We start from the raw sequence: 16516 nt of genomic DNA, 5'->3' as shown, positions 1-16516 counted from the left end.
GCCGACGCGGGTGCGATCGTCCAGGTGCCCGACGGGGTGTCGTCGTTCGACGCGGCGCCGCTGACCTGCGCGGGCGTCACCACGTACAAGGCGATGAAGGTCACCCGCGTGGTGCCCGCCGAGCGCGTGGCCGTGAGAAGGTCGTCGACGAGGTGACGCCGGTCGGCGAGCGCGCCCTGGCTCTGCGCGAGGGCACCGTGCCAGTGGAGCCGGACCCCGCGTTCGAGCCGGTCGACCCGCTGACGGACATCCTGGCCGTCCTCGACGACGAGGCCCGCGTGCGGACGCAAGAGGTGCCGTACGGGCTCACCGAGCGCAACCCGGACCACTACCGGGGGTGGACGTTCAGCGACCTGAAGAGCGCCCTGGAGCCGTACGGCGCAGCCCCCCTACAAGAGCGCCGGCGTCATGGTCATCGCCCGTGACCGCATCCTCGACGCCCTCGACGAGCGGGCCGTCGATGACATCCAGGACGACGAAGACGAGTAGCGAGGTACCGGCAGGTGAGGACAGGGAGGCGCACCCGTGGCAGGGAGCGAAACAGAGACTCCGGCAGCCTGCCGGTACCTCCCTCCCCACGTATCACCGGCTCAGTGGCGCGCGTGGAACGACGCCCCGCCGCCGTCTACTGCCCGTGGGCGATACCGATCGCCCGGTACAGGAATGCCTCCCGCTCCTCCTCCATCTGCCGCAGCCCCTCGCCGACATCCACCCCGAAGTACTCCCCGAAGACCTTGACGACCGTCTCGACGGCACCCATGGCCACCATCACGGCGGCCATCACCGTGGCGGCTTCCCCGACCAAGCCGTCGCCCTCAGCCAGGTCCTTGGCCCGGCCGATCATCCACGGCCGGTTGTGGGCCGCTCCGGAGGTCAGCCGGAACGGGGCCGGGAGCCAGGCGGGCATGGCCTTGGCAGCGCGCTCGGTGATGTTCATGTCCATCGGAGCTGTCTCGCCGTCGACGCCGTACCCGACCAACTTGCCGTTCCCGTTGCGCCGTTCTGTGGCCTGGCACTTGCGCAAGCAGTCCTCGACGTAGGCCAGCATGGCGGCGGCCTTCGCCTGGTCCTCGGGGCCCAGGGCCTCCGCCTGCTTCTGGGCGTGGGTGGCGTCGATCATCCACATGCCGGCCAGTCGGGCGAGACGCTTGTTCAGGGGGATGGTGGGGTCAAAGAGGTACTCGGCGAAGAGCACGCCCTCCATGACGACGCGGCTCAGTGTGAGCGGCGACCACACCGGGGGCGGCTGCATGAGGATGTCGTGCTCCAGGGCCCTCACGTGATCGAGCGCGTTGTCCTTGGTGAGGTCCGCGGTCTCCAGGAGCAGGCCATGAAGGCTGTGGCGCTCGGTGCGCAACGGATCGCTGAGGGCGTCGATCTCCGCAGTCTCCTGGCGGAACAGGGAGGTGGTGTCCTGCTCGAATGCCTCGATGTCCTTCACGCGCATGGCATCGTCTGCGAGATCACGGAACCGCTCCAAGATCGCCGCAGCCTCCTGCGCGAACTCCCCAGTGATCGGCACGGTGAAGAGGCGTACGGCCTCGCCCTCAGGCATGACATCGTTCATGCGCAGAACCGTAGGCATCCGCCGGGGCTCAAGCATGTGGATATCGGTTGCCGCGGCCAACCGGCACGGTGCCGCCGGAGTAGCGGTCAGGTTCTCTGGATCTTCGCTCGCGACCGCAAGGCCCACAAGGTGCCAGGTCAGTGGGAGGGGCGCACACTCGGTTCATGGGTTGGATGGAGTTCGTGGTCGCTATGAAGTGGCCTTTCCTGATCCTGATCCTCTTGGCAGCTGCGCTCATCCCGCTGAGGTCAGCGTCGCGCCGGAAGGCGCTGACGAAGTTCCTTAGCGATCTCCTCCGCCACCGGGATGTCTCCCTCACTGTCGGACAGTTCGCCCTGTCTCTCTCGCGCGTCGAGCAGGAACTCGCAGAGGCCGCGGGAATCCTGGACACGACCCTGCCCAAGGCGCGCGTCGACGTGCAGGGCGAGGCAGAGGGGGACATCCACGAAAGCGTTGCCCTCTCACGGGAGGCCGTGGAACGGATCGTCAAGTACTCGGCCGAGCTGGGCTGGAACGCCGCTCGACTGGGGTTCCCGACCCCGCCGGCGCCCACGATCAAGTGGAGCGACACCTGCCACCCAACGATCAACCTAGACACATCCGGTGTAGCAATCCGTGAAGCGGATCTGCGAGCCCCGCGGAGTCGAGACACGGCATAGGCCCGCACAGGAGCGGGCTAAGCCCGACCGTACGGCGCCGCCACCGGACCCCCGGCGGTTACTGCGCCGCTGAGCAGACGATGCCGAGTGACGTCAGGCCCTCGCTCTGGCACAGGCGGTCGGATGCTCCTCCGACCTCTGTCTGCAAGAGCTGGTAGGAGGCGCTGTGAACATGGCCCCAGTGCATGGCCGCGCGCCACAGGGCGCGACCGAACCCGTGGCCGCGGTGTTCCGGCAGGACCCCGAAGTACTGGGGCATGAGCTGGCGGGCACTGACCGCGTCCGGCCTGATCTCCATGGGGCCGATCGCACCCGCCACGCGTCCCTCGTGGGTCGCGACGAGAACGGGGCCAACGACTCCGGCCTGCATCTGCCGGTGCAGGAACGCGAAGCCGTCGGCGGCCATGCGCTGCGCGAAGGCGCCGAAGTCCGCGCGCACCGGGGTGGGGCAGTCCTCGAAGGCCGAGACGACGCCGGGCTCCGGCTCGGTGCAGAGCTGGGTCGTGAAGTCCTTCAGCTGGACCCGTGTGCAAGGGCCGTCGTACGTGTCCTGCTCCGGGCCCAGGAACCACACGACACGGCTCTTGGCCGCCCCGTGGGTGGCGCACAGCTTGGCGGCCAACTCGGCGGCCACCGACCGGCTGTCCGGTTCCATTCCGAAGACGTGAACCTTGACGGTGACCTGGCCGCGCCGCACGAGGGTGGGGATCAGGGTCTCGCCGGCCCGGTGCGCGATGTCCTGGGTGAGTACGGTCTCGTCCTTGGCGTCCGACCAACGCACGTCCTTGTCGTAGCGCAGGAACCGCTGTCGTTCGGCCGCGACCAGGATGTCCGCGAACAGGTCCTCGGTCAGCACCGACGGGTGCACCGGCCCGAGCGTGGGCACGTACGGGACCGTCAGCACCGGCCGCAGCCATTCCCAGCGGAAGCGCATGGACGCACCTTACTTCTCGACAACGTGGGACTCGGGCCCCGGGAAAGTAGCGCCGGGACCCGAGTGGTTGGGATTGTTCAGCGATCAGTGGGGGTTGTCGTCGCTGCCCGAGCAGGAGCAGGCGATGCCGCCCATCAGGTCGTCCAGGTCAGCGACCTGGACGACGGTCTGCGTTGCGACGAGGGCCGCGGGCAACTGTGGGCGTGTCTTCGGCGGGGTCCGTCCGATGGTCACGGGAACTGCGGTCATGAGTGCACCAACTCCTTCTTGGGTTGACCGTGCTGGCAGTAGTTGCGCAGTGGCGCATTCGCCTCCTGGAACTGCTTGGCCAGCGGTCGGCACACCAGACACGAGCCGGACAGCTGGCACCCGGAGCAGCCCCCGGTGCGAAGCATGAGCTTGTCGGCGACCCCGGGCAGCCGACGGAGGCCTTCGAGGCCTTCAGACATGAGGTCGATCTGGTCGTCGCGGCCGACCTTGCAGATGCTGACCTTGCCGTGCGGGTCGGCGTGGAAGAAGGTGTGGCCGGCGTTGCAGCCCTGGAACGGGGTGCGCTCGCGCAGGTGCTTGCTGGACTGGGCGAGCAAGCTCTCCGGGCCGCCGTAGATCGTCGGCGTCATGTTCGTGTAGACGTGGTGCCGCAGGCCCCACTCCTCGGCCATGGCCACCATGGCGTCGACCTCATAGGCGCTGTCCTCGGTGACGACGATGTTCAGCCGCACTGGCAGGCTGGCTTCCCGCGCGGCAGCCATGCCCCGTTGGAAGCTCTTCCACGAACCGCGGCGCTGTGTCAGCCCGTCGAAGCTCTCCTCGGTCGCGCCGTAGACGCTCACCACGAGCCGGTACGCCGGGTACTTCTCGAACATCTCCAGCAGCGACGTCTCCCACAGGCGGGAGGCGTTCGTCGAGATGGTCAGCATCATCCCGAGTCCGTAGGCGTACCGGTAGGCGTCCTGGAAGTGCTTGTCGATCGTCGGCTCGCCCCCAGTGATCTGGAGCCACAGCACACCAGCATCACGCATGATCTCCAGCAACCGCGCCTTGTCGTCCCAGGGGAGGCCCGCGAACTCCTTCAACCCCAGATAGCAGTGCTTGCAGCTGAAGTTGCAGCCGAGATTGATCTCCCAACTCGCCCGACCGAAGCCGTACGCGGAGCGCTCCCGCACCAGCACGCTGTTCCGCAGCGGGGCATCGCCGAGGTCCAACCCCCAGGTACTGCGGGCGAGGTCGGCGAACCATGGTGGGGGCGTTCCACCGGTGGTCTCCAGGGCCTCCAGCTCGCGGAACTGGTCCTCCGGCAGACGGGCTCCGGCCTGGCTACCAGGCCGAACGATCAGGTAGCCATCCAGGAACGGGCTGACAATCAGCTCGTGCATGAGGCCTCGCTCAGGTCGCGTCATCCGCTGACGGGTGGTGTGCATTCGGGCCTGGGCTTGGGCTTCGATCTCGATGTAGCCCATCGTCACTTCTCCAGTTGCGACATCGGCGCCGGACCGTCCGCGCGCCGTTCGTGCTGACTGCCGCCTTGCCCGTTCCGAGGACGAGGACAAGGCACTGCACCGCTCCGCCGGGAGTTTTGGGCCCCGACCGCCCGTCGGGGGAACGTGAGGGCGGCCGGGGCTCATCTCCCGCAGACGAGGCTCACGCTCGTCTGTGGGAGGCCTACGGGGCTGACTGCCGGGCAAGGCCCTGCGGGGGAATGGGGACGAGCAGGCGTCGGCGGATCTCCTCGGCGATCTCATTCGCGCCGGTCGGTTCGCCGAGCGGGCCAGGTTCCTGGCGCAGCGTCAGGAGGGCGCGGGCCATGACGGCTAGGTCGTACGCGTCGCATGCCGGGGAGGTGTCGGCGCCGTCCCCGAGGAGCTGTTGCGTGCGTACAAGGACGTGGACGGCCAGGCGCCGCATGTCGCCCTGCATACGGGCCGCGAGGTCCTGGACGTCCGGCACCAGGAGCTGGACGTGTCCCCTGAGTTGCGTGGTCAGGGTCTCCAGTTCCTCGCCGGTCGGCAGGCTGGGGATCCACAGTGCGGACTCGCACGTCTTCCGGATCGTGTCGGCATCGACCGGGAACAGCATGTTGGCGGTCACCGGTCGGCCTCACCTTGCTCGGCGAGGCGGTACCGGCCGTACGTCACCAGCTGATAGACGGACTCCGGGCCGCACAGGTCGCCGGGGCCGTCCATCGGCACGCACCAGCGGGAGCGCCCGAGACTCGGGCTGATCTGGATCGGGGAGGGCACGCCGAGGAAGCTGCCGGGTTCGAGGCATTCCGCGTGCGCGTCGTACGGACAGCCGCGCCACTCCTTCCGGTCGGCGGTGCTGCGGGGCACGAGGGCGTAGTAGCGCTGGATGTGGAGGTCGACGAACGCCGGGCCGCCGTGCAGCGCTTCGGCGAGGAAGTCGTCGATGCGCTGTTCGTCGTCTGTGCCGGAAGCGGCATGAACGAGTCTCGCAGAGAGGCGGACGGCCGCGAACAGGGCACCGCACGCCAGGAGCGCGATACCCGTCCTCGACCACTCGGTACGCGCCCGGCCCGTGTCCGGTGCTGCCAGGAGAAGCCACTGACCGACCGCCAGTTCGCGCTCTGCTCTGGAGTGGACGAGGACGCCGGCCTGTGGTTCGACAGGCCGGTGAGCTGGTGTGCTGTCCGGGAACATGCGATGGCCTCCGCGGGTCGGCTGACGTGCCCGAAGGCCGCGCCGAGCTGGTGAGTCGTCACGTCTCCGTCCACGCAAGCAGCAGTGTGGGCGCGGCTGCGACGCCGGAGCGATGTAAGAGCGATGAAAGAACCGGGCGTTGGTGGCGTGATCTCTGCCAACACAGGGGCACGAACCCGGTGGGGGGCGGTACGGTCCCCCGTACTCGTCCCGTCACATCGGATGCTTCCCGGAGCCGGTATGGCCGACCGCCGCAAGATCCCCAATGTCCCGTTACGCGCGGTGCGCGAGAACGAGTTGCAGATGTCCCGCCAGGAGTTCGCGAAGTTCATCGTGACGACGGGTGAGGAAATGGGCGAGGCGGTCGCCTGCACTCCGCGCTTGGTAGCGGCGTGGGAGGACGGAGACGTTCAACTTCCGCGCGCGGTGTACCGGCGTATCCTCACACGACTGACCGGGCGCACCATGGGCGAGTTGGGGTTCCACCTCAGCAGCCCGGCGCGGCCGGTCGCGTCGGCCGTGGTGGAAGGGCCAGAACAGGAGCAAGGGGTTTACCGCCGTGCCTTCGTGATGGACGGTGCGGGCGCGGCCCTGTCGCTCATCCGGCTCGGGGCCGCCAGGGAGAACCCACCGGGCCGGATCGGGGTCGGCGACGTGAGGGCCGTCGACCGGGCCGTCAGCCAGATCTACGCGCACGACCACGACCACGGCTCTGCCGCCCTGCGGCGCGATGCCTCCGTGGCGTTGCACACCGCGTACCAGTGGCTTCAAGAGGGGACGTACACGGGGCGGACCGGCAGGCGGCTGCGGTCAGCGACCGGTCATCTGTCGATCGCGGCCGGGTGGCTGTCCTACGACTCCGGCCGACCCGCCGATGCCCGCAGCCTCTACAACGAAGCGCTGGCCGCCGCCCGGATCGCCGACGACCCGGCCCTCGAAGGACACGCCTTCGGCTGCCTCTCCCTGTTGGCCAAGGCATCGGGCCGTCCCCGTGAGGCGATCTCCGCAGCCCAGGGTGCGCAGACGGTGGCGAAGTCGTACGGCTCCGCGCGGATGCTGTCCCTCATGGCGATGCGAGAGGCTGGCGGATGGGCCCTGCTCGGCGACGCCAGCGCCACGGATCAGGCGATCGTGAGCGCCCACCACCTCTACGCCAAGGGGCCGAGCGACGCCGATCCTGACTGGCTGGAGTTCTACACGCCCGCCGAACTGGCTGGACTCGAAGCCCTCGCGCGGGCCGACCTCGACCAGCACGAAAGGGCCGCTGCCGGAGCCGAGCAGGCCGTTCTGCTGCACGGCGACGCCTTCGCCCGCAACCGTGCCCTGTACACCGCAGACGTCGCGATCCAACATGCGGTGAGGGACCGGCCGGAGCCGGAAGCCGCGGCGGAGGCCGCCGGCCGCGTCCTGGCTCATTTGCCCGCGGTGCGTTCGGACCGGCTGCTGAAGCAGCTGCACAACGTCGAGAGCGCGCTTCAGCGGCACGCCGCCGTCCCGGCGGTTGCTGACTGGCTGGAGGAGTACCGCACCATCACCGGTGTCAGCTGAGGAGGAGACGGTGACCACCCCGAGCACGCGTACAACCGTGGTGATCCGCACCTACGGGCCCGGCAAGGTGCCGCCGATGCTCGACGTTCTCGCGGACATCTGGGCCGACGCTCACCCCGAGCTGGTCGACAACCCGAGCGCGGAGGCGCTGGGCCTGTCCGTGCCCGCCCTGCGCCGCCAGGTCGAGGGCCACCTGAAGTACCCCGGCTTCGCCTTGGTCGTCGCCTACGCGGGCGGCACTCCCGTGGGCTTCGGCTACGCCTTCCCGTGCAGCCCGGAGTACTGGTTCGGTCCTGGCCTGCTCGACCAGGTTCCCGAGGGCGCCCGCACTGAGCGGCTGATGGGGTTGTGTGAGTTGGCCGTGCGCCCGCCGTGGCAGTCCTTGGGCATCGGCACGCGGCTGCACGCCGCGCTGCTCCAGGCCATCAATCCGAAGTGGTCGTCTCTGCTCGCACTGCCGTCCAACCGACGCGGTCATGACCTGTACGCGCGGCTCGGGTACGAATACGCGGGCGAGTACAAGAACACGCCCGACGGTCCGGGTTTCGATCTTCTGCTCCTCCGCGTCAAGGAAGCCGCCTGACGCGGCCCCACGCGTTTCCGGTCTCACCTCAGGTGAGGACACCGGCAGACTGGGGGCGCCATGTGATGAATGACTCCGGCCGGGCGGAGCGGGCACGGACCCGCCGATGCCCGAAGGGGAGCGCCGACGAACGAGTCGGGCATCTAGTAGGACTCCGTTAGGTCTGTCTGTCGGCCGTGTTCGGGGGGCAGGGTGGGGGTGTGGACGCACATGAAGTGAACCGTGCTCGGGCGAAGTTGGCGTTATTCGTCGCCGATGTGTTCGCGTCGGTGCCGCGCAAGGACCAGCGGGCGAAGGGTGACTGCTATCTGCGGGGGCTGATGCTGGACGGGCGGCGCAAGTCGATCCAGCCGATGGCGGAGCGGCTGCCGGATGGCAACGAGCAGAACCTGCAGCAGTTCGTGAACCAGTCGACCTGGGATCCGGTGCCGGTGCGGCGGCGGATCGCGGAGCGGATGGTGCCGCTGATCTGCCCGGAGGCCTGGGCGGTCGATGACGTGTCGTTCCCGAAGGACGGGAAGATGTCGGTGGCGGTCGCGCGCCAGTACTGCGGCGCTTTGGGCAAGCGGGCCAACTGCCAGGTCGCGGTGAGCGTGCACGCGGTCTCCGACGTGGCGTCCTGTCCGCTGCAGTGGCGGTTGTTCGTGCCCCAGGATTGGGCCGACGATCCGGTACGCCGGCACAAGACCGGGATACCGCAGGAGGTCGGACACCGGGAGAAGTGGCGCCTGGCCCTGGACGCCATCGACGAGTTGGCCACGTGGAATCTGGTGCCGCCGGTGGTGGTGGCCGATGCCGGCTACGGGCAGAACGCCGACTTCCGCGACGGCCTTCACGGCCGGGGCATCGGCTATGTCGTGGCCATCCGTGCCGATGTGACCGTCCACCCGGACCAGGCGCGGCCCACTGCCCCGGCGTGGTCCGGCAACGGCCGCAGGCCGCAGCCCCGCTACCGGGACAAGCCGTCTGCGGTGGCCGCGCTGGCGAGCGGCCTGGGGCGGCAGGCATATACCGAGGTGACCTGGCGGGAAGGCTCCCGCGGAGCGATGCGCTCGCACTTTGTGGCCCTGCGTGTACGCCCGACCGGGGTGAGGGCCCGTCGTCTGGCCCGGGCCGCCGCCATCGCGCGCGACGGCCACTGGGACGGCGTCCTGCCCGAGGTGACGCTGCTGGTCGAATGGCCCGAGGAAGCCGAAGCACCCACCGACTACTGGCTGTCCAACCTGCCCGCCGATACCCCGCTGTCCGAACTGGTCCGCCTGGCCAAGATCCGCTGGCGCATCGAGCACGACTACCGGGAACTCAAGCACGGCCTCGGCCTCGACCACTTCGAGGGCCGCTCCTGGAGGGGCTGGCACCACCACGTCACCCTGGTCACCGCCGCCCACGCGTTCCTCACCGAACAGCGCCTGGCCCCAAAAGCCGATACAGCGGGCTCACCCTCTACCAGATCCTCGACGCCATCCAGGACCTGCTGAACTGCTGGACCGGCACCTGCACCACCTGCCACCAACCCCTGCCCAGCAGGACAACACCAAGATCAAGAACGACCTAACGGAGTCCTACTAGAAGGCTGCTGAAAATCTTTTGCGTTCTGGCCCCGGACCGGCAGGTCCGGGGCCAGTCTTGTGGCATGCAGGGGGAATGGGCCGGGGAGATGGTCGGGCCGGATGTGTGGGAAACCTGCCGGGAGTTGATCCCGGCAGGGAGTGTGTTCGCGTTCCTGGCCGAGCACCGTGAGGCGCTCTTCCCCGCGGAGTTCTTCGCGGACATGTATCCCTCGGCCAACGGGCGGCCGTCCCTGCCGCCGCAGGTGCTGGCCACGACGGTGGTACTGCAGAGCCTGACCGGACTGTCGGACTTCGAGACGGTCCAGGAACTGCGCTGTGACCAGTACGCGCGGTTGGTGGGCGGGCTGGTCACCGCCGTGGATCTCGAACCGGAGAAGCTGGAACTGGCCCGGAGGCTCGGCGCCGACCAGACCGTGAACGCCCGTACGCACGACCCGGCCGAGGAGATCAAGAAGGCCGGCGGGGCGGACGTGGCGCTGGTCCTCGCCGCCAGCCCCAAGGCCTTCGAGCAGGCCTACAAGTCGCTCAACCGGGGTGGGCGCCTCGTGATGGTCGCCTTGCCGGCCGACAACGCCGCGATCAAGGTGCCGATCTTCGAAACCGTGCTCTTCGGTATCTCGGTCATCGGATCCATCGTCGGCACCCGTCAGGACCTGGCCGAGGTGTTCGCGCTGCACGCGGCCGGACGTACCCAGGTCATCGCCGAGCAGCGGAGTCTGGAACAGGTCAACGACTCCTTCGACGAGGTCCTGGACGGACGGGCCGAGGCTCGGCTGGTCTTCGGTTTCTGAGAGGGGTGCGTCGGCTCGGACAAAGGGCAGGCAGGCGGGATCGGGGACCGTTGGGCAGGTCCCCGATCCCGCCTGCGCGTGAGGTGCGGGGTGTTCGCTACCGGCGGTGCATGGTCTCGATGGCGGCCAGAAGGACGTGCGGGTCGTGGTGGCCCTTGTGGACCGGGGGCGGCTGCTTGTCGAGGCCGAGGAGTCGGGCCACCGCCGTCCAGGCCGTGCGCACCGAGTACTCGACGGTGAAGACGACGTCGTCGGGCACCTCCGCGAACTGGCCGATGAAGGCGAGGTTGACCGAGCCCTCGGGCACGACCTCGGGCCGGTCGCCGCGGCGGCGGGTGAGGAACTGGCTGGTGATGTACGGCATCACGCAGGGCACGACGGTGGAGGTGTCGAGGACGCGGGCCGCCGTCGGCTCGTCGAAGTGCAGGTGGTGCAGGACCTCTTCGAGGATCTCCCGGCCGGAGCACATCGTCATCGGCTTGGGGGTGTGGTTGCCCGCGCGGCCGGGGAAGAGGCCGTAGCCCCACCAGACGGAGACGTCCTCGGGCTGGTCACGGTAGACGGGCTGGCGATTGGCGACGATGGTGAGCAGCCAGTTGGAGTCCGTGAAGGTCATCAGCCCGCCCCTTCCGGTCTCGCGGCCACTGAACCGCGCCAGCGCGTCGAGGAAGACCGGGTCCTTGGCGGTGACCGTGAACGACTCCCAGCGGGACTCCCGCACCTGCTTGTCGAACACGGCCGGGTCGCCGAAGTTCTCCCGGTCCCGGGCGATCCGGTGCCAGAGCAGCCAGGCATCCGAACGGGGCGGGGCGGGCGGCGGCGCGCTGGTGTGCGAGCCGAGGCTGGAGGCGTCGGTCATGGAACCGTTGGTGACCAGGACCAGATCGGTGGGGGCGACCGGGATCGTCTCCTCCCGGCCGTCCCGGGTCAGACGGATGGTCTCGACCGTGCCGTTGCGGATCCCCGGGGCGAACCCCAGATCGGTGACCCGGCAATGGGTGTGGACGGTGACGCCGTGCTCGCGCAGCCAGGCCATCAGGGGGCGCACGATCGAGTCGTACTGGTTGTAGCGGGTCCGGTGGATCCCCGTCATGCCGGCGAACTCGGGGAAGAGGTGGATGAAACGCCTCAGGTAGCGGCGGAACTCGATGGCGCTGTGCCAGGGCTGGAAGGCGAACGTGGTGCACCACATGAACCAGAAGTTCGTGGTGAAGAAGTGCTCGCCGAAGCAGTCGGTGATGCGCTTGCCGTCCAGGTGCCCCTCCGGGCTCGCCAGGCAGCGCACCAGGTCCAGCCGGTCGCGTTCGGAGAACCCCATCGACCGGGTGTCGACGATCTTTCCGTCGCCGTCGACGAGACGGGCGATGTCGTCCCACGCGAACTCCTCGTGCCCGTCCAGGATCTCCTGGGTCACGGACACCGCTGGGTCGTCCAGCGTGGGGATGCCGGACAGCAGGTCGTACGTGCAGCGGAACTCCGCCTCGAACATCCGCCCGCCCCGCATGGTGTAGCCGGTGTCCGCGGTGCCGGCCGCGTCCAGGCTGCCCCCGACACCGTGCTGCTCCTCGAAGAGATGGATGTCCGCCCCGTCGAAACCGCCCTCGCGGATCAGGAACGCCGCCGCGGCGAGCGCCGCGATGCCGCTGCCCACCAGATACGCCTGTGCCATCACACAACTCCTCGTTCTCGCCCGTCGATCGGGAACCGCACACCCCACGCTTTCCGGTGCGGGCGGGTGCCGTCAGTGGGCCATTGGTCACCGGCCGGGCCCGGACGGCCCGGGACGAGATCACCCGTCTACCGCGCGGACAGGACGAAGGCCCGGCCGATGGACCGCCACCGACCGGGCCGTGCTCGTCGTGGACCTACGCGGACCCCGGGCCACCGCGCCACGGCGGTACCGCCGTACGGTGACCGTCGTCCCAGGCGTGGGCGGCCTTGTCGGTCTGGCGGCGCAGCCGGTCCTGCAACTGGTCGACGACCTCGCGTCCGGTCGCCTCCTCGGCGACCACGACCACCTGCCGGCCGCCCACGCGCAGGTCGGCGGTGGCCAGCCAGGGGTGGTCCGCGTGGCGGGTGGCCGACCGCACGATCCGCACATCGCCGCTGACGGCGGGCAGCCCCGGCCGGGTCACGACGGCGTCGATCTTCGTACGCGCGTAGTCGAGCGTGTCCTTGTCCACCGGACCGTCGGAACGCAGGCGTACCGCGGGTACTGCCTGGGCCTTGTCGCTGGTCATGGGCGTCTTCCCTTCCGGAATGGGCGCGTTGGGGCGGCCGTCTTCTGTGTATCAGGCGACGATGCGCGTTTCGGCGCTGTTCCGGCGCACCGGACGAATAGGGGACCAACGGCCCCATCGACTCGGGCGTATCGGCCGGGAGGGCCGGGGACCAACGGGCCCTGCGCGGGACTCGCGGCCGGCGTCAGGGACGGGCGGCGGCAGGCGGCGCCGCCGGGTCCCGGGAGTGAGGGGGATGCGCCGGCGCAGACGGGTGCCGCCCGAGGCACGGGCCGTCACCTCGAACGTGCCGCCGAGGCCCGCCGTACTCCGGTGACGTCGTCGGGCCCGGCCCCGCCCCTTCGCCTTGTCAATCCCCGAGCCGGGCAGGCCCGTTGCCCCTGCCCCTGCCCCTGCCCCGGCGCGGCCGATGCCACCCGCCCCGCGCGCGGTCGATCAGGCCGTTCCGGGCAGGCACCGCACCGATCGAGGATCACGCGTCGCCACCTGGGATTCCCGAACCCCCGATCACGTCCGGCTCCTGGAACCCGCGCGTGCGTCGGCGGTGAGCTCCGGCGCGGGCGGGTGGGCGGCCGGACAGGCCGCCGGAACGGACCGTGCCGCTGCGCGTGGCAGGCGCCGGGACCGGGCCCGAAAGGGGCCGGGTGGCCGGGCGGCGCGACCGCTCGGCCCCTCCTCGGGCCCGCCGCGCAGGGTGACGCTGGGGGTATGGGCCGCGGGGGCGAGGACCGGTGTCCTGCCGCTCGTCGCCCCGCCCGGCCCTGTGCCAGGGGCCGTTCGGCCTCTCCTGCTCGCCTCCGCGCACGGGTGAGGTGGAGGTGCCCGGGAGGCAGCCGATGGGGAGGTGCCATGGACGCGACCGCCACGGTCCGCGCCGCGCACGAACAGTTCGTGACGTCGTCCGGCGCGCCCAGGCAAGTGCGGAGCCTGGTGGCCGACTCGTGGCAGCGCAGTGCCACGTCCGGCGCCCCCGAGGATGGGCAACGGCTGCCGCCCCTGCCCAGGCCGCCCGCGGAGCTGGCCGCGTACCGGCGGGCCCATCCGCTGGCCGCCGTGCTGCCCCTCTTCCGGGAACTGCTGGGGACCGGCGCGGCGGACGACGGGCATGTCTTCGCGGTCGGCGACACCGACGGGACCCTGCTCTGGGTCGAGGGCGACTCCGCGGCCCTGGGACGGGCCGAGCGGATGCACTTCGGCGAGGGAGCCGTGTGGTCCGAGGCGAAGGCCGGCACGAATGCCCCGGGCACCGCGCTCGTACTGGACCGGGCCGTGCAGATCGTGACCGGCGAGCACTACAGCTCCGCCGCGCACGCCTGGTCCTGCGCCGCGGCCCCGGTCCGTGAACCCGGCACCGGCCGGGTGCTCGGCGTCGTCGACCTCTCCGGCGGCCGGACCATCGCCACCCCGCCCGCCCTGGCCGCCGTACGCGCCGCCGCTCTCGCCGCGGAGGCGGAACTCGCCCGCGCGCTGTCCGCCCCGCCGACGCTGCTGGGCCCCGACGGCCGCGCGCTCGACGAACCGCAGGGCCCCGCCGTACGGCTGTCCGCGCTGGGCCGGGACAGCGCCCTGCTGGAGATCGACGGACAGACGCACCGGCTGAGCCCCCGGCACAGCGAGATCGTGGTGGCGCTCGCCCTGGAGGACCGCGGTGTGCACGGCGACCGGCTCGCGGTGGACCTGTCGGAGCGGGAGATACCCGCCTCCACGCTGCGCGCCGAGATGACCCGGCTGCGCGCGGTCCTCGGCCCCGCCCTGCTCGGCTCCCGGCCCTACGCCCTGCTGCGCCCTGTGCGCAGTGACTTCGGCGAGGTCGCCGCCCTGCTCGCCCAGGGCCGGGTGGGCGAGGCGCTGGCCCGCTGTCGCGGCCCGCTGCTGCCGCGCTCCGACGCGCCGGTCGTGGTCGAGCAACGGCGGGCCCTGGAACAGCAGTTGCGCGGCGCCGTGCTCGGTGCCGGCGACACCCTGCTGCTGCGCCGCTGGGTGGAGTCGGCCCGGGGAGCCGACGATCCCCTCGCCTGGCTGACGCTCGCCCGCCGGCTGCCGGGCGGCTCCGCGCAGCGCGCGGCAGCGGCGGCCCGGGCCCGCGCGCTGAACCCCTCACCAGCTGTCTTGCCCCAGGCCGCACGGCATGCAGCGGTATTGCAACGTGCCCGCTCCTAACGTGCCCAGTACTACCCGATCTTCGTGAAGGGAGAGGGGACGACCATGAAGTACGAACCTCCGGGCAGGCCGGGCAGTCCCGTGGACGTTGCTCCCCGGTACGAGAACTTCATCGGCGGAAAGTGGCAGGCACCCACCACCGGCCAGTACTCGGCCAACCTGTGCCCCGCCACCGCCAAGCCGATCTGCGAGATTCCGAGGTCCGGTGCCGAGGACATCGAACTCGCCCTGGACGCCGCCCACGCCGCCAAGGACAGGTGGGGCGAGGCGTCCACCGCCGAACGGGCCGCGGTGCTGAACGAGGTGGCCGACGCCATCGACGCCCACCGCGAGGAACTCGCCGTCGCCGAGAGCTGGGAGAACGGCAAGCCGGTCCGGGAGACCCTGGCCGCCGACATCCCCCTCGCGGCCGACCACTTCCGCTACTTCGCGGCCGCGATCCGCGCCGAGGAGAGCGAGATCACCGAGATCGACAAGGAGACCATCGCCTACCACTTCCACGAGCCGCTGGGCGTGGTCGGACAGATCATCCCGTTCAACTTCCCGCTCCTGATGGCCGCGTGGAAGCTCGCCCCGGCGCTCGCCGCGGGCAACGCCACCGTCATCAAGCCCGCCTCGCCGACCCCCTGGTCGATCCTCAAGCTGATGGAGGTCATCGGCGACCTCCTGCCGCCCGGCGTCCTCAACGTCGTCAACGGCCCCGGCGCGGAGATCGGCAAGGCGCTCGCCACCAACAAGCGGATCGCCAAGGTCGCCTTCACCGGCGAGACCACCACCGGCCGGCTGATCATGCAGTACGCGTCCCAGAACATCATCCCGGTCACCCTGGAGCTGGGCGGCAAGTCGCCGAACATCTTCTTCAACGACGTGGCCGCCGAGGACGACGACTTCCTCAACAAGGCCGTCGAGGGACTGGTCCTGTACGCGTTCAACAAGGGCGAGGTCTGCACCTGCCCCTCCCGCGCACTGATCCAGGAGGACATCTACGAGGAGTTCATGGGGCGCTGCCTGGAGAGGATCCGCGCCATCAAGCAGGGCGACCCGCTCGACACCACGACCATGGTCGGCCCACAGGTGTCGAAGCAGCAGGTCGAGAAGATCGCCTCCTACGTCGAGATCGGTCTGAAGGAGGGCGCCGAACTGCTGGTCGGCGGCCACCGCCCCACGCTCGGCGGGGAGTTCGCGGACGGCTACTTCTACGAGCCGACCGTCCTCAAGGGCCACAACAGGATGCGGGTCTTCCAGGAGGAGATCTTCGGACCCGTCCTCGCGGTGACCACCTTCAAGGACGAGGCCGAGGCCCTCGCCATCGCCAACGACACGCTGTACGGCCTCGGCGCCGGCGTGTGGAGCCGCGACACCAACCGGACCTTCCGAATGGGCCGGGCCATCAAGGCCGGCCGGGTCTGGACGAACTGCTACCACCAGTACCCCGCGGGTGCCGCGTTCGGTGGCTACAAGGTCTCCGGCATCGGCCGTGAGACTCACAAGATGATGCTCGACCACTACAGCCAGACCAAGAACCTCCTGGTCAGCTACGGCACCAAGCCGCTCGGGCTGTTCTAGGAGAGCTGCGTTCCACAGGAGAGCGGAGACGTGCCCGCGCAGGCCGGGAACGGCAACGCGGGCACGGGCCGCAGCGCGTCACCCGGGCCGGTCAGGCCCGGCACAAGGCCGATTGAGGAGCAGATGATGAAGGCAGCGGTTGTCACCGACTTCGGCAAGCCCCTGGAGATCCAGGAGCTGCCGGTCCCTGAGCCCGGCCCCGGTCAGGTGCTGGTGCGGATGGAGGCCTCCGGGCTGTGC

The 16516-nt window shown here is 70.1% G+C and carries 16 protein-coding genes and 2 pseudogenes; 10 read left to right on the top strand and 8 right to left on the bottom strand.

Features of this window, described 5'->3' with window-relative positions; all coding sequences use genetic code 11:
- Together ABZ928_RS53080 and ABZ928_RS53075 are read left to right on the top strand one after the other, a co-directional pair.
- Positions 1-135: pseudogene (locus ABZ928_RS53080) on the top strand (zinc-dependent alcohol dehydrogenase); the annotation flags it as partial.
- Between the two features lie 17 nt (positions 136-152).
- Positions 153-425 (top strand): hypothetical protein, encoded by a 273-nt coding sequence (locus ABZ928_RS53075; RefSeq protein WP_361537032.1) that lies wholly within the window; start codon positions 153-155, stop codon positions 423-425.
- Positions 426-625: 200 nt separating this feature from the next.
- Here the strand turns inward: ABZ928_RS53075 and ABZ928_RS53070 are convergent, their stop codons facing one another.
- Complete coding sequence (locus ABZ928_RS53070) at positions 626-1567, bottom strand: hypothetical protein (RefSeq protein WP_361537030.1); 942 nt, start codon at positions 1565-1567, stop codon at positions 626-628.
- Between the two features lie 173 nt (positions 1568-1740).
- On the opposite strand from ABZ928_RS53070, the gene ABZ928_RS53065 reads away from it, so the two are divergent.
- Positions 1741-2226, top strand: coding sequence for a hypothetical protein (locus ABZ928_RS53065; protein WP_361537028.1), 486 nt, complete (start codon positions 1741-1743; stop codon positions 2224-2226).
- A 58-nt stretch (positions 2227-2284) separates the two neighbouring features.
- Here ABZ928_RS53065 and ABZ928_RS53060 read toward each other — a convergent pair whose 3' ends face one another.
- The 5 genes from ABZ928_RS53060 to ABZ928_RS53040 form a co-directional block, all read right to left on the bottom strand.
- Positions 2285-3160, bottom strand: coding sequence for a GNAT family N-acetyltransferase (locus ABZ928_RS53060; RefSeq protein ID WP_361537026.1), 876 nt, complete (start codon positions 3158-3160; stop codon positions 2285-2287).
- An 84-nt stretch (positions 3161-3244) separates the two neighbouring features.
- Complete coding sequence (locus tag ABZ928_RS53055; RefSeq protein ID WP_361537024.1) at positions 3245-3409, bottom strand: hypothetical protein; 165 nt, start codon at positions 3407-3409, stop codon at positions 3245-3247.
- A complete protein-coding gene (locus ABZ928_RS53050) occupies positions 3406-4536 on the bottom strand; it encodes a radical SAM protein (RefSeq protein ID WP_361537022.1) in 1131 nt (376 codons plus the stop codon). Before ABZ928_RS53050 ends, ABZ928_RS53055 begins: the two co-directional genes overlap by 4 nt.
- Before the next feature lie 286 nt (positions 4537-4822).
- Complete coding sequence (locus ABZ928_RS53045; RefSeq protein WP_361537020.1) at positions 4823-5248, bottom strand: DUF6415 family natural product biosynthesis protein; 426 nt, start codon at positions 5246-5248, stop codon at positions 4823-4825.
- Positions 5245-5817 carry a hypothetical protein gene (locus ABZ928_RS53040; RefSeq protein WP_361537018.1) on the bottom strand — a complete coding sequence of 191 codons (573 nt, stop codon included), beginning with the start codon at positions 5815-5817 and terminating at the stop codon, positions 5245-5247. Before ABZ928_RS53040 ends, ABZ928_RS53045 begins: the two co-directional genes overlap by 4 nt.
- Before the next feature lie 240 nt (positions 5818-6057).
- On the opposite strand from ABZ928_RS53040, the gene ABZ928_RS53035 reads away from it, so the two are divergent.
- The 4 genes from ABZ928_RS53035 to ABZ928_RS53020 all read left to right on the top strand — a co-directional run bounded on the left by ABZ928_RS53035 (position 6058) and on the right by ABZ928_RS53020 (position 10310).
- Positions 6058-7365: a hypothetical protein gene (locus ABZ928_RS53035; RefSeq protein ID WP_361537016.1), complete on the top strand. Its 1308-nt coding sequence runs from the start codon at positions 6058-6060 to the stop codon at positions 7363-7365.
- 10 nt (positions 7366-7375) lie between these two features.
- Complete coding sequence (locus ABZ928_RS53030) at positions 7376-7948, top strand: GNAT family N-acetyltransferase (protein ID WP_361537014.1); 573 nt, start codon at positions 7376-7378, stop codon at positions 7946-7948.
- Positions 7949-8148: 200 nt separating this feature from the next.
- On the top strand, positions 8149-9426 hold the full coding sequence (locus ABZ928_RS53025) for an IS701 family transposase (RefSeq protein WP_361537012.1): 1278 nt from the start codon (positions 8149-8151) through the stop codon (positions 9424-9426).
- Between the two features lie 155 nt (positions 9427-9581).
- Positions 9582-10310, top strand: coding sequence for a zinc-binding dehydrogenase (locus tag ABZ928_RS53020; RefSeq protein ID WP_361537010.1), 729 nt, complete (start codon positions 9582-9584; stop codon positions 10308-10310).
- 97 nt (positions 10311-10407) lie between these two features.
- On the opposite strand, the gene ABZ928_RS53015 is transcribed toward ABZ928_RS53020, so the two are convergent.
- Positions 10408-11979 carry an oleate hydratase gene (locus tag ABZ928_RS53015; protein WP_361537008.1) on the bottom strand — a complete coding sequence of 524 codons (1572 nt, stop codon included), beginning with the start codon at positions 11977-11979 and terminating at the stop codon, positions 10408-10410.
- Between the two features lie 196 nt (positions 11980-12175).
- Positions 12176-12550, bottom strand: coding sequence for a hypothetical protein (locus ABZ928_RS53010; protein WP_361537006.1), 375 nt, complete (start codon positions 12548-12550; stop codon positions 12176-12178).
- Positions 12551-13399: 849 nt separating this feature from the next.
- On the opposite strand from ABZ928_RS53010, the gene ABZ928_RS53005 reads away from it, so the two are divergent.
- The 3 genes and pseudogenes from ABZ928_RS53005 to ABZ928_RS52995 form a co-directional block, all read left to right on the top strand.
- The gene (locus ABZ928_RS53005; protein ID WP_361537004.1) at positions 13400-14710 is read left to right on the top strand and encodes a GAF domain-containing protein; all 1311 of its coding nucleotides are present in this window, start codon (positions 13400-13402) and stop codon (positions 14708-14710) included.
- Positions 14711-14755: 45 nt separating this feature from the next.
- A complete protein-coding gene (locus ABZ928_RS53000; RefSeq protein WP_361537002.1) occupies positions 14756-16276 on the top strand; it encodes an aldehyde dehydrogenase family protein in 1521 nt (506 codons plus the stop codon).
- Positions 16277-16402: 126 nt separating this feature from the next.
- Positions 16403-16516 (top strand): annotated as a pseudogene (locus tag ABZ928_RS52995) (zinc-dependent alcohol dehydrogenase); the annotation flags it as partial.

It is taken from the genome of Streptomyces sp. NPDC046909 (assembly GCF_040644695.1).
Classification (GTDB): domain Bacteria; phylum Actinomycetota; class Actinomycetes; order Streptomycetales; family Streptomycetaceae; genus Streptomyces.
Note: the sequence above shows the minus strand (reverse complement) of the source record. Positions and strands in the feature narration are given on the sequence as shown.

Coding starts and splice junctions, on each gene's coding strand:
- ABZ928_RS53055 (WP_361537024.1), bottom strand. CDS start 3,409: ATGACCGCAGTTCCCGTGACCATCGGACGGACCCCGCCGAAGACACGC.
- ABZ928_RS53010 (WP_361537006.1), bottom strand. CDS start 12,550: ATGACCAGCGACAAGGCCCAGGCAGTACCCGCGGTACGCCTGCGTTCC.
- ABZ928_RS53015 (WP_361537008.1), bottom strand. CDS start 11,979: ATGGCACAGGCGTATCTGGTGGGCAGCGGCATCGCGGCGCTCGCCGCG.
- ABZ928_RS53005 (WP_361537004.1), top strand. CDS start 13,400: ATGGACGCGACCGCCACGGTCCGCGCCGCGCACGAACAGTTCGTGACG.
- ABZ928_RS53050 (WP_361537022.1), bottom strand. CDS start 4,536: ATGCACGAGCTGATTGTCAGCCCGTTCCTGGATGGCTACCTGATCGTT.
- ABZ928_RS53040 (WP_361537018.1), bottom strand. CDS start 5,817: ATGTTCCCGGACAGCACACCAGCTCACCGGCCTGTCGAACCACAGGCC.
- ABZ928_RS53035 (WP_361537016.1), top strand. CDS start 6,058: ATGGCCGACCGCCGCAAGATCCCCAATGTCCCGTTACGCGCGGTGCGC.
- ABZ928_RS53070 (WP_361537030.1), bottom strand. CDS start 1,567: ATGAACGATGTCATGCCTGAGGGCGAGGCCGTACGCCTCTTCACCGTG.
- ABZ928_RS53065 (WP_361537028.1), top strand. CDS start 1,741: ATGGAGTTCGTGGTCGCTATGAAGTGGCCTTTCCTGATCCTGATCCTC.
- ABZ928_RS53020 (WP_361537010.1), top strand. CDS start 9,582: ATGCAGGGGGAATGGGCCGGGGAGATGGTCGGGCCGGATGTGTGGGAA.
- ABZ928_RS53060 (WP_361537026.1), bottom strand. CDS start 3,160: ATGCGCTTCCGCTGGGAATGGCTGCGGCCGGTGCTGACGGTCCCGTAC.
- ABZ928_RS53000 (WP_361537002.1), top strand. CDS start 14,756: ATGAAGTACGAACCTCCGGGCAGGCCGGGCAGTCCCGTGGACGTTGCT.